We start from the raw sequence: 19,861 nt of genomic DNA, 5'->3' as shown, positions 1-19,861 counted from the left end.
GTGGACCGGCTCGCCGAGCACTACTTCAACCTCGAGGTCCTGGCGACCTACGGGCCGACCATCCTCGGCGGCCTGTGGGTGACGCTCGGGACCGCGGTGGCGGTGGTCGGGCTCGGCATCGGCTTCGGCCTGCTGCTGGCGGTGGTGCTGGCGGCGCGGCTGCCGGTGCTGCGGCAGCTGGTGACGGTGTGGGTCGAGCTGTTCCGCACCCTGCCGCAACTCGCCGTCATCATCGTGCTCTATTTCGGCCTGCCCTATGCCGGGCTCACGCTGTCGCCCTTCTGGGCGACGGTCATCGCGCTCGGCGCCGTGCTCTCGGCCTTCGCCGCCGAGATCTTTCGCAGCTCCATCCAGGCGCTGCCGGCGGGGCAATGGGATGCCGCCAAGGCGCTCGGCTTCCGCTTCACCGGCACCTTCTTCCTGGTGATCCTGCCGCAGGCGGTGCGGCTGGCAGTGCCGCTGCTGACCAACCGCGCCATCGCCATCACCAAGGGCACCGCGCTCGGCACCGCCGTCTCCCTGCCGGAGCTGCTGGGGCGGGCGCAGAGCGCCATGGCGATCGCCGCCAACCCCTCGCCGCTCACCCTCGCCGCGGCGCTCTACCTCGTGCTGTTCCTGCCCCTGGTGATCGCCAGCCGCTGGCTGGAGACGACGCGGGTGACGCCGCGATGATGCTGCAGGACCTGATCGACAATTTCCGCCGACTGGGCCTCTCTGGTCAAAGTCTGGCCGCTGCTGGCGCAGGGGCTGCTGGTGACGGTGGAGCTCTCCGCCGTGGCGCTGCCGCTCGGCCTCGGCTTCGGCCTGCTGATCGGGCTCGGCTGCGCCCTCGGCGGCCGCGCCGCGCGGATCGCGCTGCTCTGCTGGATCGACCTGTTCCGCGCCTTCCCGGTGCTGGTGCTGTTGATCCTGATCACCTATGCCCTGCCCTTCCTCGGGCTGACGCTGCCCACCTTCGCCGCCGCGGTCGCCGCGCTGGTGCTGAACAATTCCGGCTATTACGGCGAGATCTTCCGCGCCGGCCTGGCCAGCGTGCCGCATGGGCAGCGGGAAGCCGCGGCGGCGCTCGGCCTCTCTCCCTTCCGCGCCATGCTGCTGGTGGTGCTGCCGCAGGCGCTGCGGGCGGTCCTCGCCCCGCTCGCCTCGAACAGCCTGGAACTGGTGAAGGCGACCTCGGTCGCCGCCATGGTCTCCCTGCCGGAGCTGCTGCGCAGCGCCCGGGTGGCGCAGGAGCAGACCTACAACCCGACGCCGCTGATGGCGGCGGCGGTGCTCTATGTCGTGCTGCTTCTGGCCCTTCGCGCATCTGGTGGCGCGGCTGGAACGGCGCATGCTGCGCGGGAGGGTGCGATGAGCGGCAGGCTGGCAGGGCGCGTGGCGCTGGTGACCGGCGGCGCCTCCGGCATCGGCCGGGCGATCGCCGTACGCTTCGCACGGGAAGGCGCGGCGGTGGTGATCGCCGACATCACGGAGCAGGTGCGCGAAGGCGGCGCGCCCACGCATGCGATGCTGGCGGCGGAGGGCCTGCCGGTGAGCCAGGTCGCCGCCGATGTCTCGAACGAAGCGGATTGCGAGGCCGCCGTCGCCGCCACCCTCGCCCGCCACGGCCGGCTCGACATCCTAGTTAACGACGCGGCGATCGGCCTCGGCAAGCCGTTGCTCGACTGCTCGCGGGCGGACTGGGACCGCGTGCTGGCGGTGAACCTGACCGGCTGCTTCCTGATGTGCCGCGCCGCGGTGCGGCAGATGGTGACGGCAGGCGCCGCCGGCGGCTGGCCCGCCCGACGTGCGCGGGCGGATCGTCAACATCTCCTCGCAGCACGGCATGGTCGCCTCGCCGGAGGACATCGCCTATGGCACGTCCAAGGCCGGCGTCGCCTACCTGACGCGGCAGGTGGCGGTGGACTATGCGGCGCAGGGCATCCTCTGCAATGCGGTGGCGCCGGGCAAGATCCTGACCGGAAAGACCGGCCGGGCGGTGGAGCAGCGCTGGCTCGACTACTCGCAGTCCCGCACGCCCTGGCCACGGCTGGGACGGCCGGAGGACGTCGCGGGCGCCGCCCTCTTCCTCGCCTCGGACGACGCGCAATACGTCACCGGCGAGAACCTGATGGTGGATGGCGGCTGGATGGCCTTCTGAAGCCGATTACCCGCGAGGTCATCGATCCCGTGCCCCGCCCATGCTCCCCTGCGCGCCTCGCCGCAGGAGACGCGCCATGTCGGATGCCAGCCCGGAGCCTTTCACCGTCCTCATCACCCTGCAGGTGAAGCCGGGGCGGGAGGCGGAATTCCTCGGCCTGCTCGCGCCCGTGCTGAATGCGATGCGGCACGAGCCGAGCTTCCTCAACACCATCCTGCACCAGGATCCGGCCGATCCCTGCCGCTTCCTGCTCTACGAGACCTGGACCGACCGCCGCGACCTGGTCGAGGTGCAGATGCACCGTCCCTATCGCGCGGCCTTCGAGGCGCGCCTGCCGGCGCTGCTGGAGCGGCCCCGCCAGGTGGAGGTCTGGCAGAGTCTCCGCGCCGACTACGCCTTCAGGTCCGGCTGAGCCTGGCCTGTTCGCCGCGGTACCAGTCGAGCAGTTGCACGCCGTTCCAGTGCAGCACACCGGTCTTCTGTGCGACGTAATCGTAGAAGGCCTCGAGGTACTTGATGCGGTGCGGCTGGCCGGAGATGTAGGGGTGGATGGCGATCGACAGGATTTTCGCCCGCTCGGCGCCTTCCTCGTAGAGCCGGTCGAACTGGTCGATGGCGCGCTTGAGCAGATAGTCGCTCTCGTGGTGCTGCACGATCATCATCGGGATGTCGTTCAGCTCGACCGTATAGGGCAGCGTGACCAGCGGACCCTTGTCGGTGCGGATCGTGGTCGGCTCGTCGTCATAGACCCAGTCGCCGATGTATTGCACGCCGGCCTCGGCCAGCAGCTTCGGCGTCTCCCAGGTCTGGGTCAGCCCGGGGCCGAGCCAGCCGACGGGGCGCTTGCCCGTGAACGCCTCCAGCCGGTCCATCGAGCGGTGGATCATCGCCCGCTGGTCCGCCTCCTTGTGGATCGGGCCCTGTTCCCAGCTATGGCCCATGAACTCCCAGCCGGCCTCGCGCGCCTGCGCCGCGACGCGCTCGTAGTCCTCGACCACGCGGGCGTTGATCGACAGGGTCGGCGCGATGCCGAGCTTCTCGTAGAGCTTGAAGAAGCGCCAGACGCCGACGCGCATGCCGTATTCGTGCCAGGACCAGTTCGGCACGTCCGGCGACAGCACCTGGCCGGTCGGCGCCGGCAGCACCTGGCGGGCCATGGGCTTGTTGATGTCCCAGACCTCGAGGTTGACGATGGTCCAGACCGCGACGCGGGCGCCGCCGGGCAGCTTCAGCGCCGGGCGGTCGACGATGGCGGAATAGGGGACGCGCTCGCGCGGCTGCATGGCCATGCCTGGACCCTCCGGTGTTGCCGGGAGTCTGCCGTCGCCCCGGCCGATGTCAAATCCCGCTGACGGGCGGGATGGTGGCGGCGAAGCTGGGCCGCGCCGCCAGCCGGTCGAACCAGGCCGACAAAGCCGGCCGCCCCTCCCGCCAGGGCCAGGCGCGGTGGCGCCTCTCGGCATAGCCGAGCAGGCAACCGAGGGTGATCCGCGGCGCGTCGGGCGGCGCGCCGAGCGCCCAGCCGCCGGCGGCGACCTCGGCCTCCAGCGCATCGGCGACACGGTTGGTGCGGGTGGTCTCCAGTGCGATGACGCCAGGGGAGCGCTCGCCAGGCGGCCGGCGGAGCTCGCGGTTCCAGACCGCCATGCCGTCCATCGCCCCGAGCACGCGGCCGAAATCGGCCAGCGCCGCGCGCGGCACCAGCGGATAGGCGCCGCCGAGCGTGTCGAGGAAGGGCAGGATCAGCGCCGTCTCGGTCAGCGCCGTGCCGTCCGGCAGGACCAGGGTCGGCACCCGGCCGACCGGGTCGTGCGGCAGCAGGGTGGAGGCCGGGTCGCGGAGGGTGGTCTCCACCTCCTCGACCCGGTCGATCAGCCCGGTCTCGCGCAGCGCGACGCGCACCGCGCGGGCGAAGGGGGAGCCGGTGGAGTAGAAGAGGCGCATGCGCCGGAGGCTACGCGCAGACGCGCCCCCGGCACCATCCCTGCTCCGTCAGCGCACCGCGCGGCGGCGGATCTGCTCCAGCGCCGGCCGCGGGCCGCGCGCCGGCGGGCGGCGCAGCGGCGATTCTGATCACCGCGCCGCCCTGCAGCGGGAAGATGCGGATATGCGCATCCTCCTCGTCGCCCGGGCGCTGCGCCGCGGCGGCGAAGCGCTCGGCCACCCAGGGGGCGACCTCGAACTGCGTCTCGCGGTCCTGCACCTTGATCCGGCCGATCTCCTGCCGCGTCACATGGCCGCGGCGGCAGAGGAAGGGCAGCACCCAGCGCGGGTCGGCATTGCCGTTGGCCCGGCCGAGATTCATCCGGAACCAGACGCCTTCCTGCTGCGGGCCGGATTCGCGCGGCACCCGCGGCCCGGCGGGGCCACGATCGGTCACCGCGGCCAGCTCCTCGGGCGCCGCCAGCGGCGCGCAGCGCCTGGATCAGCGCCGCGGCCACGGCCTCGGGCGCGCGGTCCTCCAGCAGCTTGCGGGCCAGGGCCAGGTCGCCGTCGCCGGCATCCTCCCCGGTCTTCTCCAGCGCCTGCACCAGGATGCGGGCATCGTCCTGGGCGTGGATCGCCTCGGCCGAGGGCGCCGGGCCCCAGGTGGCGCGCAGCCGCGCGTCCATCAGCAGGCGCTCGGCGGCGCGGCGGCGGTTGTGCGGGACGAGCAGCACCGAGGTGCTCCTTGCGCCCGGCGCGGCCGGTGCGGCCGGACCGGTGCAGCAGCGTCTCCGGGTCGGTCGGCAGGTCGGCATGGATGACCAGGCCGAGATCCGGCAGGTCGATGCCGCGCGCGGCGACGTCGGTGGCGACGCAGACCCGGGCGCGGCCGTCGCGCAGCCCCTGCAGGGCGCGGTTGCGCTCGGCCTGGGACAGCTCGCCGGACAGGGCCACGGCGGCGAAGCCGCGCTCGGCGAGGTTGCCGTGCAGCCGGGTGACGGTGGCGCGGGTGCGGCAGAAGACCAGCGAGGCACGCGCCTCGAAGAAGCGCAGCGCATTGACCACGGCGCGCTCGGTCTCGTGCGGGGCGATCAGCAGGGCGCGGTAGTCGATGTCGCCATGCTGCGCGCCCTCGTCGCCGGCCGAGATCCGCAGCGCGTCGCGCTGGTACTGCTTGGCGAGCTGGGCGATGCCGCGCGGCACCGTCGCCGAGAACAGCAGGGTCCGGCGCTCGGCGGGCGTGGTCTCGAGGATCGCCTCGAGCTCCTCCTTGAAGCCCATGTCGAGCATCTCGTCCGCCTCGTCGAGGATGACGGCGCGGATCGCGCTCGGGTCGATGTTGCCGCGCTCCAGATGGTCGCGCAGCCGCCCCGGCGTGCCGGCGACGATATGCGCGCCGCGGGCCAGCGCCCGGCGCTCGGCGACCGGGTCGGTGCCGCCGACGCCGGAGACGACGCGGCCGCCGGCCGGGCCATAGAGCCAGGTCAGCTCGGCCTGCACTTCGCAGGGCCAGCTCGCGCGTCGGCGCGACGACTAGGGCGAGCGGCGCGCCGGCGGGCGGCAGGCGCTCGGCCTCGCCCATCAGCTCGGCGGCCATGGCGAGGCCGAAGGCGACGGTCTTGCCAGAGCCGGTCTGGGCCGAGACCAGCAGGTCGCGGCCGGCGGTCTCCGGCTGCAGCACGGCGGCCTGGACGGGGGTGGGCTTGGCAGAGCCGCGCTCGGTCAGCGCGGCGAGGAGCGTGGCGGGAAGGGCAGGAAAGGGCATCAGTGCGGTACTCGGCTCGGGGCGACGAGCGGCCCCTCGAAACGGAAGAAAGAAAAGGCGGGTGCGGGATGCATCAGGCGACCAGCTTCGAGCGGCGCTGCTGGCGCAGCACGTCCTCGATCCAGCGGTCCAGCCGCTCGGTCTCGCCATTGGCCTCGTCGCGCGCGACATAGGCCTGCGGGAAGCGCAGCGCCAGCCAGCGCCAGGCGACCAGCCGCTTGTGGGTCTTTCAGCGCGCTCCAGCTCGTCCCGGCTGGCGCGTTCCGGCGCCGGCAGGCGGCCGGCGGAGGGCGGCGAGACGGGCCGTCCGGCGCCGTGCTCGATCGCCCAGCGGGCGAGGCGCGCGGTGCCGTTGTCGCGTTCGTCCACCGGGCACATGGCGTAGGTCCAGCGCTCCAGCAGGGTCAGGCCGGCAACGCCGTCGATGGCGCCGGCGACCGCCATGGCCTGGGTCAGGTCGGCCAGACGGTAGTTCGGGTCGTCCGGCCGCAGCACGGCGCGCTTGATCCGCGCCAGCACGCCGAAGAGGCTGTCGGAGCCGATCTCCTGCGCCACGTTGGCGATGATGTCGGCATCCGGCTGGACCAGCGGGCGCGCATCCTCGGGCGGCAGCGGCGCGGCGTCCAGCATGCTGCGGATGAACTCGGGGCCGCCGCCGCCGGCCAGCACCGCCACGACGCCTTCCTCGAAGCGGCCGTAGCGACCGGCGCGGCCGCCGATCTGCTTGACCTCCTGGGTGTTCAGCTCGCGGCGCTGCTCGCCGTCGAACTTGCGGAGCGTCGAGAAGATCACCCGGCGGATCGGCAGGTTGAGCCCCATGCCGATGGCGTCGGTCGCCACCAGGATATCCGCATCGCCGTCGCGGAAGCGGGCCGCCTCGGCGCGCCGCACCTCGGGGCTGAGCGCGCCATAGACCACCGCGACGCGGCGGCCGCGGCGGACCAGCTCGGCCCGCATGTCGAGCACGTCGCGGCGCGAGAAGGCGACGATGGCATCGCCGGTCTGCAGGTCGCCGAGCGGAATGGGCGTCTTCGACGCGGTCAGCGGCCCCTTCCGCTTCAGGCTGATCTCCTCCATCGGGTCGCCGCAGAGCGCGGCGATCCGCCGCACCTGCGTCGCCGCCTCGGGCGCGCCGAGCACGAAGACGTCACGCGCCGGGGCGCCCATGATGGCGGCGGTCCAGGCGGCGCCGCGGTCGCGATCGGCCAGCATCTGCGCCTCGTCGATCAGCGCCACGTCCACCGGCAGGTGGAAGGGGCACATCTCGACGGTCGCGGCCAGGTGCCTGGCGCCAGCGACCGGCATGCGCTCCTCCCCGGTCGAGAGCGAGGTGGGCACGCCGCGGCTTTGCAGCGCGTCGCGGAATTCGTGCGCCAGCAGCCGCAGCGGGGCCAGTGCCATGCCGTTCTCCGCCTTGGCCAGGCGGTCGAGCGCAGTGTGGCTCTTGCCCGAATTGGTCGGGCCGGTGATCAGCGTGATGCGCCGGTTCAGCGCCCGCGCGGTGGCGAAGTGGCCGGCATAGCGATCCAGCGCCGCGACACGGGCGATGGCGGCGCTGGCGCCGCGACCGAGCTTGATCGGCGGCGCCGAGACGCCGGTGCGGCGCTTGGCGTCAAGGGCGGTCCTGTCGGCCTCCCGCCATTGCGGGACCAGGGCGCGCAGGGTGGCCAGCTCGGCGGGATCGAACTCCCACTTCTCCCGCCCGCCCTGACCCTTTTGGGGGATGCGGCGGGCGACCGGAACCAGCCCGGCGGCGACCCAGCGCAGCGCCTCCTTCTCACCGCAGCCGAGCAGGCCGGAGACGTCGCGGAACTCGACGAGGCTCTTCTCCCAGGTGCGGAGGCGCTGGACCTCCTCCCGGCGTTTGGCACGGGCGGCCGTCTCGGCCTCGCGCACCTCGCGGCGGCGGCGGGCTTCGGCGGCGCCGACCGATTCCAGGAAGGGCAGTGAGTCGTCGCCCTGCAGCCCGAAGGCGGCGGCAACCTCGCGCGCCAGCATGGCGTGGCGGTCGGGCGCCAGGGTGCCGGCGGCGACGCCGCTCGCCGTCTCGGACAGCTCGGCCACCAGGGCGTCGAGCGTCGCCTCGGGCGTCGGACCGAGCGCGCGGAAGCGGTGGCCGAGCGCCAGGTCGAGCGCGGCGAGCAGGGTCTCGTCGTCGGGCGTCAGCTCGGTGACCGTGGCGGCTGCGGCCTCGGCATCGGCGCGGCGGACCCAGGCGCGCCCGGCCTTGCTGGCCAGGTGGTTCAGCCGCGAGATCCAGTTGCGGCGGCGCACCTCGCGCAGCGCAGCGCAGACGGCAGCGGCATCGGCCGGCAGCCGCCGCTCGACGCGGCGGATCAGCGCGGGGCAGCTCACGCGCCTCGACCTCGAGGCCGGAGGCGATGATCGCCGCCTCGGCCGGCGAGACGGCATGCGGGGAGCTTCGTCCGGCGCATCCGCCAGATCGAGGGTAACATCATAGGGTGTGGTCAAACGTGGGACTCTCCGCGACCCCCTTGGGGGTTGCGCCATGAAACGGGCCAGACGGGCTGCCGGATGCAAGCCGTAGGCCGTTCATGGGCCTGTTTGGCGTATTAGGGGCGCAACACACCCCAGCCGGCATGCCGCTTATATAGTGTTCCTTCCCGGCGTTGCCAGGAAAAGCGTCACGCTGCATCGTGTGCAGCCATGCAATAAGCGGGCAGCAGAGCGCGTGAACGAGGATTCCAGGCCACCCCAGGTGGCCAGGGCCGCCACCTACCCGGCCCAGCGCATCCTGCTTGGGATAATTTTCATGTGTGCCTCGGGCCTGCTCTTCCCGGTGATGAGCAGCTTCGCCAAGCTGCTGGGCGCCGAGTATTCCAGCCTGCAGGTCTCCTGGGCCCGGGCCTTCGGCCATATCCTGTTCCTGCTGGCGGCCTTCCTGCCGCGCCACGGAATCGGCGTGCTGCGGACCCGGCGGCCGGGGGTGCAGTTCCTGCGCTCCTCGATGCTGTTCACCTCCAACCTCTGTCATTTCTTCGCCATCACCTTCATCCCGATCGCCAAGGCCGCCGCCATCAGCCTGACCGCGCCGCTGATCGTGGCGCTGCTGGCCTGGCCGATGCTGGGGGAGCGGACGACGCCGGGCCGGGTGGCGGCGCTGGGCTGCGGGTTCCTCGGCGTGCTGATCGTGATCCGGCCGGGGACGGCGCTGTTCCACTGGGCCTCGCTGCTCGTGGTCGGCAGCGCCTGTTGCTACGCGATGTACCAGATCCTGACCCGACGGGTGGCCGGGGTGGACAGCCCGGAGACCTCGGCGTTGTTCGAGCTGGTCGTTGGCGCCTTCGGGATGCTGCTGGTGCTGCCCTTTGTCTGGCAGACGCCGCAGGGCTGGGCCGACATCGCCATGTTCTGCGGCATGGGCGTGCTGGGGGCGACCGGGCATTACTGCGTCGCCAAGGCGCTGGGCTATGCGCCGGCCAACATCATCTCGCCCTTCCAGTACTTCCAGCTCATCGGCTCGGTCCTGGTCGGCTGGTTCATCTTCGGCGACTGGCCGGATGCGGGGGTGTGGATCGGCGCCGCGGTGATCATGGCGGCGGGGCTGTGGATCGGCTGGAGCCAGACGCGGAAGCGCGGGTAAGGCGGAGAGAAGGTATTCTCCTTCCGGCGCGGTGCGCCCGACCCCTCGTTAAGTTCTTGAAGACTGGTACTCGCCGCGCGGCGGGTGACAGACTCACGAAAGGAACTGGTGGGATTTGGGGAGGAACACCCTTCCCTCCCCAACCTTCAAGCCTGCAAGAATGCCAGCCGCTCATCCTCCAGCACCAGGCAGGTCAGCTCCCGCCCGAAGACCGCGCCAGTGTCGATCCCGATCCGGTTCGGCCGGACCACCGGGCCGCGGGTCGGCGAATGGCCATGCACCACCACGGCACCGAAATCTGCCTCGGAGTTCAGGAAGGCGTGGCGGATGCGTAGGAGATCGTCGGGCGACTGATCCTCCAGCGCCAGGCCAGGCCGCAGCCCGGCATGGACGAAGAGGTAGCCACCGAGCCGGTGATGCAGCGCGAGGCCCCGCACGAAGTCCAGATGCGCTGCGGGGATGGCGGCGGCCCAAAGCGCGGGGTCGCCATCCGCGTCCAGGCCCCAGCTCGCCAGCGCCTCCCGCCCCCCGCTGATCCGCCAGTCCGTCACCGCGGCGCGCTCGCCTTGCAAGGCGTCCAGCATGGTGCGCTCATGGTTGCCCATCAGGTTCACCACCGGCACCCCTAGCAGGGGCGAGCCGCCGGCCAGCCGCGCCACCACCCCGGCGCTGGCCGGGCCGCGATCGACATAGTCGCCGAGATGCACCAGCAGCGGCGCCGACACCGGCCGCGCCGACAGGTCGGCGGCCACCATCGCGTGAAGGCTGGCCAGCTGGTCGTCGCAGCCGTGGATGTCGCCGATCGCATAGACGCGGTGGCCGGGCGGCAGGCTTCCGGGGGCAGGCTGGAAATCGGGCATCACGCCGCATGATCCCTCGCCGAGCGCGTCTCGGCCAAGCCCAGCCGGGCATGCGAGGAATTCCAGCCAAGCAAGATGGAGGAAACCATGCTCGAAATCGAGACCATCGCCGACCTGCCGAAGCATATCGGCCAGAAGCTCGGCACCAGCGACTGGCTGGTGGTGGACCAGAAGATGATCGACCAATTCGCCGAGGCGACCGGCGACCACCAGTGGATCCATGTCGATGTCGAGCGCGCAAGGAAAGAGATGCCGGGCGGCAAGACCATCGCGCATGGCTACCTGACGCTATCCCTGCTGCCGAAGCTGAACCACGGCATCTGGAAGGTGAAGCAGCGCAGCCGCGGGGTGAATTACGGCTCGAACAAGGTCCGCTTCACCGCGCCGGTGCCGGCCGGCTCGCGCGTGCGCGCCCACCTCACCCTCAAGGCGGTGGACCCGATCCCGGGCGGCGCCCGCGTCACCATGGAGGCGACGGTGGAGGTCGAGGGCAGCGACCGCCCAGCGCTCGTCGCCGAGACCCTGTCGCTGGTCTACGAATGAACCCCGCGGGCGCGGAGGTCGGGCTGCGGGAGCGGGTGAAGGAACCGCCCTCCGCCCTGCTGGTCGAGAGCTACTACCGCCCCGCCGTCGCCCGCGCCCAGGCCGCGGTCTTCGACCACGAGATGTGGGCGCATTGCGCCCATGGCCTGATGCTGGAACGCCAGGGGATCGTCGGGCGGGAGGCGATCGCCGCCTGCCTCCGCACGGTGCTGGAGCTGGCGGCGCAGGGGCCGGAGAGCGTACCGGTCGACCACCGCTCGGAGGACCTCTATTCCTATGTCGAACGGCGGATCGTCCAGGCGCTCGGCCCCGATGTGGGGGGACGTCTGCATACCGGGCGCAGCCGCAACGACCTGAACGCCACCACCTGGCGCATGGCGCTGCGCGGCGACCTGGTGGCGGTGCAGCGCGCCCTGCTCGGCCTGCGCGGCACCCTGCTGCGGCTGGCGGAGGAAGACGCTGGCGTGGTGATGCCGGGCTATACCCATAGCCAGCACGCCCAGCCCGTCACCTTCGGCTACTGGCTGCTCTCGGCCGCCGACGTGCTGGCGCGCGACCAGGTGCGGCTGGCCGGCGCGCTGGCGCATGCCGACCGCTGCCCGCTCGGCGCCGGGGCGCTGACCACCACCGCCTTCCCGCTCGACCGGCACTACACCGCCGAACTGCTCGGCTTCCCTGCGCCGCTCGAGATCGCCTACGACGCCGTCAGCACGCATGACGACGGGCTGGAAGCCTGTTCGGCGCTGGCGGTGCTGGCGACCTTCCTGTCGCGGCTGGCGACCGACCTGATCTCCTGGTCCACCTGGGAATACGGCTTCCTCGAGCTGGCGGACCGGCACAGCGCCGTCTCCTCCATCATGCCGCAGAAGAAGAACCCGGCGGCGCTGGAGCATGTCCGTGCCGCGGCGGGGATGGTGCAGGGCGCGCTGACCGCGGCGCTCGCCTGCAACAAGAACACGCCCTTCGCCGATGTGGGCGATGCGGTGACCGCGGTGAACGAGCCGATCCTCGACGCCACGCTGCGCACCCGCCGCATCCTGGCGGTGATGGAGGAGGTCTTCGCCGGCCTCGCGCTGCGGCCGGAGCGCATGGCCCGCGCCGCCGCCGAAGGCTTCGGCAGCGCCACCGAATTGGCCGACGTCATCGTCCGCGAGAGCGGGATGTCCTTCCGCATGGCGCACAACGTGGTCGCGCTGGTGGTGCGGGACGCGCTGGCGGCCGGGCTGTCCGCGGATGCGATCCGCAGCGCCGACCTCCACCGCGCCGCAGCGACGCTGTTCGGCCAGCCGCTGGCGATCCCGGAAGCGGCGGTGGCCCAGGCGCTGGACCCGGCGGCGAATATCCGCGCCCGCACGGTGCTGGGCGGCCCCGCCCCGGGCGAGATGGCCCGCATGCTGGCGGCGCGGCGGAAGGCGCTGGCGGCGGACGCCGCGGCGCTGGAGGGCGTCGCCGGCCGGATCGCCGCGGCGCGCGACCTTGCCTGGCGGCGGCGCGGGAGATGGCCGGGCCCGGCGTCGGCTGACGCCCGGCTTTGTCAGGCGGCGGTCGCGCATTATGTGTACGGCACGGCGCCGCATCGGCTGCGGCCCGGGAAGGTGGACCATGTCGCTTCGTCGCGCTGCCTGGCTAGCCGCCACACTCGGCCTGGACCCTGGGCCTCGCCCCGCCCGCCGCCGAGGCGCGCGGCTGGTATGGTGGCGGCTTCGGCGTCTATTTCGGCCCGCCGGCCTATTGGGGACCGGGCCCCTACTACTACGCGCCGCCGGCCTATTACCCCCCGGCCTATTACCCGCCGCCGGTGGTGCTTGCGCCGCCCGCCTATTACCCCCGCCGATCGTCACCTATGAGCAGCCGCGCTACATCGTGCCGCCGGCCGATCCGACGCCGCCCGCGGCGCCGCCGCAGGCCCCGGCGCGGCGGCGCTAGCTGCACCGCACCCGCCCCGACGGAGGCCATGCGATGCGACTGCCGCAATCCGGCGGCTGCCTCTGCGGCGCGGTGCGCTACGAGATCACCCAGCCGCCGCTGGTCACCTATACCTGCCACTGCACCACCTGCCAGCGGCTGACCGGCAGCGCCTTCTCCTCCGCCGTCCTGGTCGCCGCCGAGGCGCTGCCGCTTCGCCGGCGCCGACTGGCAGTCCTTCGAGCGGCCCGCCGATAGCGGGCGGGTGGTCACCCGCTGGGTCTGCCGCGACTGCGGCACCTGGATCTGCAACGGCGCCAGGCCCGGCACGGCGCCGCCGGGCGGCCTCGTCGCGGTGCGGGCGGGCACGCTGGACGACACCGCCTGGCTGCGCCCGAGCGTGCATTTCTGGACCCGCAGCGCGCAGTCCTGGGTGATCCTGCCGGAAGGCGACACCCGCTTCGCCACGCAGCCGGAGGACGGCCTCGCCTGGCTGCGCTCCATCCGGCAGGACGCTAATCCAGGCTGATGCCGGCGCGGCGCACCACCTCCCCGTAGCGGGCGATATCGGCGCGGAGCAGCGCGGCGCCTTCGGCCGGGGAGCCGCCCTTGGCGTCGAAGCCGGAGTCGCGCAGCCGGGTCTTCAGCGCCTTGTCCCGCAGCGCCCGGTTCAGCGCCTCCGCCCAGCGCTGCACCGCCGCATCGGGCAGGCTGGCCGGGCCGAACAGCATGTACCAGAGGTCGATGTCGTAGCCGGCGATGCCGCTCTCGATCATGGTCGGCACGGCGGGCAGCTGGTCCGAGCGCCCGCGCGTCGTCACCGCCAGGCCGCGCAGCCGCTCGCCGCGGATATGCGGCAGCACCGTGGACAGCGTGTCGAAATTCACCTGCACCACATTAGCCGCCAAATCGACCGAGGCCGGGCCGCTGCCGCGATAGGGCACATGGACCATCCGCGTACCGGTCGCCAGCATGAAGAGCTCGGCCGCCATGTGCTGGCTGGTGCCGACGCCGTTGCTGGCGAAGTTCAGCGCGCCTGGGCTGGCCTTGGCCAGGGCGACGAAGCCCTGCACGTCCCGGGCCGGGGAGCTGGCTGGCACCGTCATCACCAGCGGCACGCTGGCGACCTGCGCCAGCGGCGTCACGTCGCGCAGTGGGTCGAAGGGCGGCGCCTTCATCGCCAGCGGCACCTGCACGTTGTTGCTGACGGTGCCGAGGGTGATGGTGTGGCCATCCGGCTTGGCCCGCGCCGTCGCCACCACTGCGATGGTGCCGCCGCCGCCGGTGCGGTTCTCGACCGCCACGGGCTGGCCCAGCTCCTCCGACAGCTTTGGCGCGATCAGCCGGGCCAGGATATCGGTGCCACCGCCGGGGGCGAAGCCGACCAGCAGGGTGATCGGACGGTTGGGGAAGGGTGCTTCCTGCGCCTGCACCCCGAAAGGCAGCAAGGCGGCGGCAAGCAGGATGCGTCGGAGCATGGCCCGTCCCTCCCCTTCAGGCCGCGAGCGGCGTGGCGCCGAGATCGCGCGCCAGCGCGTCGAGCTGGCTGCGCAGCGCCGGCGGGATGGGCACGCCCTCCGCCTCCCGCTTGAGGCGCGTCAGCCGGCTCTGCTCGCCCGGCAGCCAGATGCGGTCGACGCCTGGCAGCCGCTTGCTGCCGCGCAGGTCGCGCGAGAGCGCATCGACTTGGCGGCGGAACTCCGCCGGGTCGCCGAAAGCCGATATGTCGATCGCCAGCACCGCCTGCCCCGTATTCGTCACCGTGGTGTCATCGGCATTGAAGTCCACCACGTCGCGGCCCATCGCCGCGCCGTTCAGCGTGCCGGCGAGCAGGCCGAAGATCAGCGCCAGGCCGTAACCCTTGTAGCCGCCGATCGGCAGCAGCAGGCCTTCATTGGCGCGCTTCGGGTCGGTCAGCGGCTGGCCCTGGTGGTCGATCATCCAGCCCTCGGGCATGGCCTCGCCACGCTGCGCCTTGACCTTCACCTTGCCATAGGCGGCGACGGTGGTGGCCATGTCGAGCATGATGGGCGGCTCATCCCCGGCCGGCACCGCGACGGCGATGGGGTTCGTCGAGAGCAGCAGCTCAAGCCCGCCCCAAGGCGGCAGGTGGTTGGCGCTGCCGACCGCGAGGTAGAGGCCGATCATCCCGGCTTCCTGCACCATCCGCGCATAGAGGCTGGCGGGACCGGCATGGTTGCCATTTCGCACGCCGCACCAGGCGACGCCCTGCGTCCGCGCCTTCTCGATCGCGGTGCGCGCCGCCATGCTGGTGGCGAGGTGGCCGAGCCCGTTGTCGCCATCGATCAGCGCCGAGGCCGGGCGTTCCTCGACGATGCGCGGCACGGCGCGGGGGTTCATGCCGCCGGCGCGGAGGCGGCGGATGTATTGCGGCAGGCGGAAGACGCCATGGCCATCGGCGCCGATCAGGTCCGCCTGCGCCATCAGCCCGGCGACGGTGCCGGCATCCGCGGCGGGCACGCCCGCCGCCCGGTAGATGCCGGCGATGAAGTCGCGAAGCTGGGTCGTGGCTGACATTGCCTGCGGTCATGGATGGGCCTCCCTGACCGCCGAGCCTATACGTCGCGCGCTCAGGCGGCGAGGGGCGCGGAACGCCGCAGGCCGGTGTATTCCAGCTCCGCCAGCAATGCGACGACCAGCGCCTGGGCGACGACGAAGCTGCCGCCGAGCGCGGTCGGCGCGACCCAGCCGGAGACCAGCAGCAGCAGGCTGTCGAGCGCCCAGAGTGCGTTGCCGAGGATCACCACCCAGAAGAGCATCCGCGGCGAGGCAGGCCGCAGGCCGCAGGCCGAGCGCCGCGACGCAGGCGGCGAAAGCCAGCAGGAAGAGGCCGACCTCCCGCAGCATGACGGCGGGCAGGCCGAACCAGCGCGCCAGCGGCCCGGCCAGTAGCGCCAGCAGCAGCCCCATGGCAGCGCTGCAGGCCGCATCCGCCAGCAGCACGCGGCGAAGGACGTCGGAGGGGATGATGCGGTCCATGGCGCTCACCCCTTCGGCGCGAAGTCGATGAAGCCGGTGACGGCGGCGAGCCTTCCATCCGGCGCCACCACCGCCATGTCGGTGCCGCCGGCGACCGGCGCCGCGCCCGCCAGGCCGAGGTCCCAGCTGAAGCGCAGGCGATCATGATGCGCATCCGGCTCGCCGCGGCGGCTGAAGCGCAGCCCGGGGAAATGCCGCTGCGCGGCGGCGATCAGCGCATCGATGCCGGCATGGCCCTCGCCCTGCAGCATCGGGTCGCAATAGGCGGCGCGCTCGGTGAAGGTCTCGGCGATCAGCGCCTGCCGGCGCGCGGCATCGGCCTCGTTCCAGCAGGCGATGTAGCGGTCGATCAGCGGCGAATGCTCGGGCATCCCCTGGTTCCTCCAAGCGGCCCGGCGGGATGCCGGGCACGCGGGGAGGATTCCAGGCCGGGCGCGCCGCCGCGATTACGCGCGGGGTAAAGTGCCGGCCCCGGCGTAGACGATGCAGACCGGGCTCTTGCAGGCGAGGTTCTGCCCGGTCGGCGTCAGCTTCCCCGTCTTCGCATCGACGCGGAAGGCGACGATGTTGTCGCCCTGCTCGTTCGCCGCCTGCAGGAAGCGGCCATCCGGCGACAGGCCGATGAAGCGTGGGCCCTTGCCCTGGGTCGGCGTCCAGCGGACCGCGCTGAGCACGCCGGTCCGCGGGTCGGCGGCATAGGTCGTCACGCTGTCATGCCCGCGGTTGGAGCAATGGACGAAGCGGCCATCGGCGGAGACGGAGATTTCGGCGCAGGTGCTGTCGCCGTTGAAGTCCGTCGGCAGGGTGGTGATGGTCTGCACCGGCGCCAGCGTGCCCGCCTTGGCATCCCAGCGGCAGGTCGTGGTGGTGCTGTCGAGCTCGTTCAGCACCCAGGCGACGGGCAGCTTCGGGTGGAAGGCCATGTGCCGCGGCCCGGCCCCGGCGCGCGCCTGCGTAAATCCGTCGTTCCCAGCAGGGGTCAGGCGGCCACTGGCAGCGTCGAGCGAGAAGACGAAGATGCGGTCCAGCCCCTTGTCGGGGATGACGACGAAGCGGCCGGAGGGGTCGAAGACCACGTCATGCGGGTGGGAGATCGCCTGCTCCACCTTGTGCGGCCCCGGCTTGCCCGGCAGTTCCACAAGCTGCTGCTGGTCGGCCAGCGTGCCGTCCGGCTTGACGGGCAGCACGGCGACGGTGCCGCTGCCGTATTCGCCACGACCATCCAGCGGCCGGTGGGGTCGATCGCTTGGCGTACGCCGTTCTTCCCGCCGGTCGCGCCGCGGTTGAGCTTCGCGGACGCGGCCGCTGGCCGGGTCGACGGCATAGGATGTGGCGTAGTCGCCATCGCCGTGCACGGCATAGAGGAAGCGCTGGTCGCGGCTGAGATGCAGGAAGGAGGGATTCACCTGCTCCCCCAGCGTCTGCACATGCGTCCAGCCACCGGTGGCGGGATCGACGCGATAGACGCTGATCCCCTCGCCCCGTGCCTTACGCTGTGCCGTGGTGAAGGTGCCGACATAGGCAAAGAGGGATGCGGCGGGCGCTGACTTCCCTTGCGCCGCCTTGCCCGGCTTCGCCGCCAGCAGCGCCGGCGCGACGAGTGCGGCCGACAGGACGACACGCCGCCCGGGCGCGTCCATGACCTGGTCCATGCTGTTTCCTCCCGAAGGCCGGTTCTCGGCCGACCGCCAGCATGCGGCGCGGGCAGACCAGGGCGCAATGCTCAGTCGGGCGGTGCTTCGCCCAGGCGCGGCGCGCCGTGGCGGATGCGCGGGCGTTCGCCATCGAAGGAGAGCGGCATGGCGACCAAGGAGAAATCCTCGCCCGGCACCGGCTGCAGCATCTCCATCGCCGCGGTCTGCGGCTCCGCCAGCACCTCCGGGATGGAGTTGACAGGGGAACACGGCACGCCGGCGGCGATCAGCGTCTCGGCCAGCGCGGCACGCGGCCGCGCGCGCAGCAGCGCAGCGATCTCCGGCAGGAGCACGGCCTGGTTCGCCAAGCGTTGCCGATTGGTGGCGAAGCGCGGATCCGCCGGCCAGTCCCGGCCGAGCACATCGGCGAGTTTGCGGAACAGCCGGTCATTGCCGCAGCAGATCAGCAGCGGCCCGTCGGCGCAGTCGAAGGCCTGGTAGGGGACGAAGTTCGGGTGGCCGGAGGCATGGCGTTCCGGCAGCTTGCCCTGGTTCACATAGGCACTGATCTTCTGCCCGCCCCACATCAGCGCCGTCTCGAACAGGGACGTGTTCACCACGCAGCCGCGCCCGGTGCGCGCGCGCTGCTGCAGCGCGGCGAGCGCGCCGATGACGGTCCACATGCCCGTCCCCTGGTCGACCACGCTGGCGCCCATCCGCACCGGCGGGCCGCCCGGCTCGCCGGTGATGGAGGAAAGGCCGGCAAAGGCCTGGAACAGCGGCTCGTAGCCCGGGCGATGCGCGAGCGGGCCCTTGTGGCCGAAGGCGCCCATGGCGCAGTAGATCAGCCGAGGATGCCGCGCGGTCACGACCTCCGGCCCGATGCCCAGCGCCTCCGCCACGCCGGGGCGGAGATTGTGCACCAGGATGTCGGCATCATGCAGCAGCCCGTGCAGCGCCGCGACACCGCCCGGCAATTTCAAGTCGAGCGTGACGCTGCGCTTGCCGCGGTTGAACTCGTGGAAGTTCAGCGCGTCGCCATGGCGGAAGGCGGGGCCCATCTGCCGCGCATCGTCGCCGCCATCCGGCTTCTCCACCTTGACCACGGTGGCGCCGAGATCGGCCAGGATGGCACCGGCGAAGGGCGCGGCCAGCACCTGACCGAGCTCGACGACCTTGATCCCCGCCAGCACGCTCATGACGCGGGCAGGACGGTGCCGCGGCACTCGCCGAAGCCGATGGTGACATAGCCGTCCCGCCTCGCCTGAGCGCGGAAGATCACCATGTCGCCATCCTCGAGGAAGCGCCGCTCCTCGCCATTCGGCAGCGCGATCGGTTTGCGCCCGCCCTGGGTGATCTCCAGCAGCGCGCCGAACCCGTCCTCGGTGGGGGAGGAAATGGTGCCGCTGCCGAAGAGGTCGCCCGGCGCCAGGTTGCAGCCGCCGCAGCTGTGGTGCGCTAGCATCTGCGCGAAGGTCCAGTAGAGATGGCTGGTGTTGGACAGCGAGAGGCGGAACGGCCCACCCTTCTGCGTCTGCAGCAACACCTCCACCGCCAGGTCGAGCGCGCCCTTTGCCTGGTCCTCCTCGTCCCACAAGTAGTCCAGCGGCTTCGGATCGCCGTCCGGCCGCTTCGCCTGGGCGATGCGGTAGGGCGCCAAAGCTTCCGGCGTGACCACCCAGGGACTGATCGAGGTGTGGAAGTTCTTCGCCAGGAAGGGGCCGAGCGGCTGCGCCTCCCAGCCCTGGATGTCGCGCGCCGACCAGTCGTTCAGCAGGCAGAAGCCGGCGATGTGGTCCGCCGCCTCGCCAATCGGGATCGGTTCGCCCTGCGCGTTGCCGGCGCCGACCCAGATGCCGAATTCCATCTCGTAGTCGAGGTTGCGGCTCGGGCCATAGGTCGGCACCGCTTCGTTCGCCGGCTTCCGCTGTCCCTTCGGGCGGCGGACATCGCTGCCGGATACGCGCACCGAGGAGGCGCGACCGTGATACGCGACGGGAACATATTTATAGTTGGGCAGCAGCGGATTCTCCGGCCGAAACAGCTTCCCGGCATTGCTGGCATGGTGGATGCCGGCGAAGAAATCCGTGTAGTCGCCGATCCGCGCCGGCAGATGCAGCGTGCAGTCCGCGGCGTCATGCAGGTTCGGCCGCACCGCCGCTTCTTGCGCGCTGCCTTCCGCCAGCAGGTCGGACAGCGCCGCGCGCAAGGCCCGGCGCGGCCCGCCACCGAGGGCGAAGAAGGCGTTCAGCGCATCGCCCGCAGCCGCCTCCGCCGCACGCCGCGCGTCGCCTGTCAGCAGCGATGCGACGGCGTTGAGGTCGAGGATGCTGTCGCCGATCGCCACGCCGCCGCGCGCCGCGCCCCCATTCGGGCTGAAGATGCCGAGCGGCAGGTTCTGGATCGGAAAATCTGCATGCCCGTTGGCGGAGGCGACGAAGCTGCGCCGCTTCGGGTCGTGAGTCGCATCCATGCTCGTCTCCT

Annotated in this window: 20 protein-coding genes and 2 pseudogenes; 8 read left to right on the top strand and 14 right to left on the bottom strand. The window is 72.0% G+C overall.

Annotated elements, in window-relative coordinates; translation table 11 throughout:
- The 3 genes from ACQ86J_RS24880 to ACQ86J_RS24870 all read left to right on the top strand — a co-directional run bounded on the left by ACQ86J_RS24880 (position 1) and on the right by ACQ86J_RS24870 (position 2,552).
- On the top strand, positions 1–672 hold the full coding sequence (locus ACQ86J_RS24880; protein WP_431267639.1) for an amino acid ABC transporter permease: 672 nt from the start codon (positions 1–3) through the stop codon (positions 670–672).
- 81 nt (positions 673–753) lie between these two features.
- Complete coding sequence (locus ACQ86J_RS24875; protein ID WP_431267638.1) at positions 754–2,268, top strand: SDR family NAD(P)-dependent oxidoreductase; 1,515 nt, start codon at positions 754–756, stop codon at positions 2,266–2,268.
- Entirely contained in the window at positions 2,217–2,552 is a 336-nt protein-coding gene (locus ACQ86J_RS24870; protein ID WP_431267637.1) for a putative quinol monooxygenase, read from the top strand. Before ACQ86J_RS24875 ends, ACQ86J_RS24870 begins: the two co-directional genes overlap by 52 nt.
- Here the strand turns inward: ACQ86J_RS24870 and ACQ86J_RS24865 are convergent.
- The 6 genes and pseudogenes from ACQ86J_RS24865 to ACQ86J_RS24840 form a co-directional block, all read right to left on the bottom strand.
- The gene (locus ACQ86J_RS24865; RefSeq protein WP_431267636.1) at positions 2,539–3,429 is read right to left on the bottom strand and encodes a polysaccharide deacetylase family protein; all 891 of its coding nucleotides are present in this window, start codon (positions 3,427–3,429) and stop codon (positions 2,539–2,541) included. The two genes, ACQ86J_RS24870 and ACQ86J_RS24865, sit on opposite strands and share 14 nt — an antisense overlap.
- 49 nt (positions 3,430–3,478) lie before the next feature.
- Positions 3,479–4,084: a glutathione S-transferase family protein gene (locus ACQ86J_RS24860; protein ID WP_431267635.1), complete on the bottom strand. Its 606-nt coding sequence runs from the start codon at positions 4,082–4,084 to the stop codon at positions 3,479–3,481.
- A 10-nt stretch (positions 4,085–4,094) separates the two neighbouring features.
- A complete protein-coding gene (locus tag ACQ86J_RS24855; RefSeq protein WP_431267634.1) occupies positions 4,095–4,520 on the bottom strand; it encodes a DbpA RNA binding domain-containing protein in 426 nt (141 codons plus the stop codon).
- Positions 4,517–5,566, bottom strand: a complete 1,050-nt coding sequence (locus tag ACQ86J_RS24850) for a DEAD/DEAH box helicase (RefSeq protein WP_431267633.1) — start codon at positions 5,564–5,566, stop codon at positions 4,517–4,519. The genes ACQ86J_RS24855 and ACQ86J_RS24850 overlap by 4 nt, the downstream gene beginning before the upstream one ends.
- A 61-nt stretch (positions 5,567–5,627) precedes the next feature.
- Positions 5,628–5,831 (bottom strand): annotated as a pseudogene (locus tag ACQ86J_RS24845) (DEAD/DEAH box helicase); the annotation flags it as partial.
- A gap of 73 nt (positions 5,832–5,904) precedes the next feature.
- Positions 5,905–8,217: pseudogene (locus tag ACQ86J_RS24840) on the bottom strand (helicase-related protein).
- A 306-nt stretch (positions 8,218–8,523) separates the two neighbouring features.
- Here ACQ86J_RS24840 and ACQ86J_RS24835 point away from each other — a divergent pair.
- Positions 8,524–9,435, top strand: coding sequence for a DMT family transporter (locus ACQ86J_RS24835; RefSeq protein ID WP_431267632.1), 912 nt, complete (start codon positions 8,524–8,526; stop codon positions 9,433–9,435).
- Between the two features lie 146 nt (positions 9,436–9,581).
- Here ACQ86J_RS24835 and ACQ86J_RS24830 read toward each other — a convergent pair whose 3' ends face one another.
- Complete coding sequence (locus ACQ86J_RS24830; protein WP_431267631.1) at positions 9,582–10,295, bottom strand: metallophosphoesterase; 714 nt, start codon at positions 10,293–10,295, stop codon at positions 9,582–9,584.
- Positions 10,296–10,382: 87 nt separating this feature from the next.
- Between ACQ86J_RS24830 and ACQ86J_RS24825 the strand changes: the two genes are divergently transcribed.
- The 4 genes from ACQ86J_RS24825 (at position 10,383) to ACQ86J_RS24810 (ending at position 13,272) form a co-directional block, all read left to right on the top strand.
- Positions 10,383–10,838 carry a MaoC family dehydratase gene (locus ACQ86J_RS24825; protein WP_431267630.1) on the top strand — a complete coding sequence of 152 codons (456 nt, stop codon included), beginning with the start codon at positions 10,383–10,385 and terminating at the stop codon, positions 10,836–10,838.
- Positions 10,835–12,685 carry an argininosuccinate lyase gene (argH, locus tag ACQ86J_RS24820; RefSeq protein ID WP_431267629.1) on the top strand — a complete coding sequence of 617 codons (1,851 nt, stop codon included), beginning with the start codon at positions 10,835–10,837 and terminating at the stop codon, positions 12,683–12,685. The genes ACQ86J_RS24825 and argH overlap by 4 nt, the downstream gene beginning before the upstream one ends.
- A 112-nt stretch (positions 12,686–12,797) precedes the next feature.
- On the top strand, positions 12,798–13,001 hold the full coding sequence (locus ACQ86J_RS24815; RefSeq protein ID WP_431267628.1) for a GFA family protein: 204 nt from the start codon (positions 12,798–12,800) through the stop codon (positions 12,999–13,001).
- Positions 13,002–13,008: 7 nt separating this feature from the next.
- Positions 13,009–13,272: a GFA family protein gene (locus ACQ86J_RS24810; protein ID WP_431267627.1), complete on the top strand. Its 264-nt coding sequence runs from the start codon at positions 13,009–13,011 to the stop codon at positions 13,270–13,272.
- On the opposite strand, the gene ACQ86J_RS24805 is transcribed toward ACQ86J_RS24810, so the two are convergent.
- From ACQ86J_RS24805 to fahA, 7 genes are all read right to left on the bottom strand, one after another.
- Positions 13,259–14,221 carry a Bug family tripartite tricarboxylate transporter substrate binding protein gene (locus tag ACQ86J_RS24805; protein WP_431267626.1) on the bottom strand — a complete coding sequence of 321 codons (963 nt, stop codon included), beginning with the start codon at positions 14,219–14,221 and terminating at the stop codon, positions 13,259–13,261. The two genes, ACQ86J_RS24810 and ACQ86J_RS24805, sit on opposite strands and share 14 nt — an antisense overlap.
- A 16-nt stretch (positions 14,222–14,237) precedes the next feature.
- Positions 14,238–15,281: an Ldh family oxidoreductase gene (locus ACQ86J_RS24800; RefSeq protein ID WP_431267625.1), complete on the bottom strand. Its 1,044-nt coding sequence runs from the start codon at positions 15,279–15,281 to the stop codon at positions 14,238–14,240.
- 53 nt (positions 15,282–15,334) lie between these two features.
- Entirely contained in the window at positions 15,335–15,523 is a 189-nt protein-coding gene (locus tag ACQ86J_RS24795) for a hypothetical protein (RefSeq protein ID WP_431267624.1), read from the bottom strand.
- A 225-nt stretch (positions 15,524–15,748) separates the two neighbouring features.
- Positions 15,749–16,114: a nuclear transport factor 2 family protein gene (locus ACQ86J_RS24790; protein ID WP_431267623.1), complete on the bottom strand. Its 366-nt coding sequence runs from the start codon at positions 16,112–16,114 to the stop codon at positions 15,749–15,751.
- A gap of 75 nt (positions 16,115–16,189) precedes the next feature.
- Positions 16,190–17,395, bottom strand: coding sequence for a lactonase family protein (locus ACQ86J_RS24785; protein ID WP_431267622.1), 1,206 nt, complete (start codon positions 17,393–17,395; stop codon positions 16,190–16,192).
- Between the two features lie 71 nt (positions 17,396–17,466).
- Complete coding sequence (locus tag ACQ86J_RS24780; protein ID WP_431267621.1) at positions 17,467–18,576, bottom strand: CaiB/BaiF CoA transferase family protein; 1,110 nt, start codon at positions 18,574–18,576, stop codon at positions 17,467–17,469.
- Positions 18,573–19,850: a fumarylacetoacetase gene (gene fahA, locus ACQ86J_RS24775; protein WP_431267620.1), complete on the bottom strand. Its 1,278-nt coding sequence runs from the start codon at positions 19,848–19,850 to the stop codon at positions 18,573–18,575. The genes ACQ86J_RS24780 and fahA overlap by 4 nt, the downstream gene beginning before the upstream one ends.
- Positions 19,851–19,861 lie beyond the last annotated feature (11 nt).

Origin of the sequence: Dankookia sp. P2 (genome assembly GCF_050632255.1) — a bacterium.
Taxonomy (GTDB): Bacteria; Pseudomonadota; Alphaproteobacteria; order Acetobacterales; family Acetobacteraceae; genus Paracraurococcus.
Note: the sequence above shows the minus strand (reverse complement) of the source record. Positions and strands in the feature narration are given on the sequence as shown.

Coding starts and splice junctions, on each gene's coding strand:
- ACQ86J_RS24785 (WP_431267622.1), bottom strand. CDS start 17,395: ATGGACCAGGTCATGGACGCGCCCGGGCGGCGTGTCGTCCTGTCGGCC.
- ACQ86J_RS24800 (WP_431267625.1), bottom strand. CDS start 15,281: ATGTCAGCCACGACCCAGCTTCGCGACTTCATCGCCGGCATCTACCGG.
- ACQ86J_RS24860 (WP_431267635.1), bottom strand. CDS start 4,084: ATGCGCCTCTTCTACTCCACCGGCTCCCCCTTCGCCCGCGCGGTGCGC.
- ACQ86J_RS24865 (WP_431267636.1), bottom strand. CDS start 3,429: ATGGCCATGCAGCCGCGCGAGCGCGTCCCCTATTCCGCCATCGTCGAC.
- ACQ86J_RS24825 (WP_431267630.1), top strand. CDS start 10,383: ATGCTCGAAATCGAGACCATCGCCGACCTGCCGAAGCATATCGGCCAG.
- argH (WP_431267629.1), top strand. CDS start 10,835: ATGAACCCCGCGGGCGCGGAGGTCGGGCTGCGGGAGCGGGTGAAGGAA.
- ACQ86J_RS24790 (WP_431267623.1), bottom strand. CDS start 16,114: ATGCCCGAGCATTCGCCGCTGATCGACCGCTACATCGCCTGCTGGAAC.
- ACQ86J_RS24805 (WP_431267626.1), bottom strand. CDS start 14,221: ATGCTCCGACGCATCCTGCTTGCCGCCGCCTTGCTGCCTTTCGGGGTG.
- fahA (WP_431267620.1), bottom strand. CDS start 19,850: ATGGATGCGACTCACGACCCGAAGCGGCGCAGCTTCGTCGCCTCCGCC.
- ACQ86J_RS24830 (WP_431267631.1), bottom strand. CDS start 10,295: ATGCCCGATTTCCAGCCTGCCCCCGGAAGCCTGCCGCCCGGCCACCGC.
- ACQ86J_RS24815 (WP_431267628.1), top strand. CDS start 12,798: ATGCGACTGCCGCAATCCGGCGGCTGCCTCTGCGGCGCGGTGCGCTAC.
- ACQ86J_RS24795 (WP_431267624.1), bottom strand. CDS start 15,523: ATGCTCTTCTGGGTGGTGATCCTCGGCAACGCACTCTGGGCGCTCGAC.
- ACQ86J_RS24780 (WP_431267621.1), bottom strand. CDS start 18,576: ATGAGCGTGCTGGCGGGGATCAAGGTCGTCGAGCTCGGTCAGGTGCTG.
- ACQ86J_RS24870 (WP_431267637.1), top strand. CDS start 2,217: ATGTCGGATGCCAGCCCGGAGCCTTTCACCGTCCTCATCACCCTGCAG.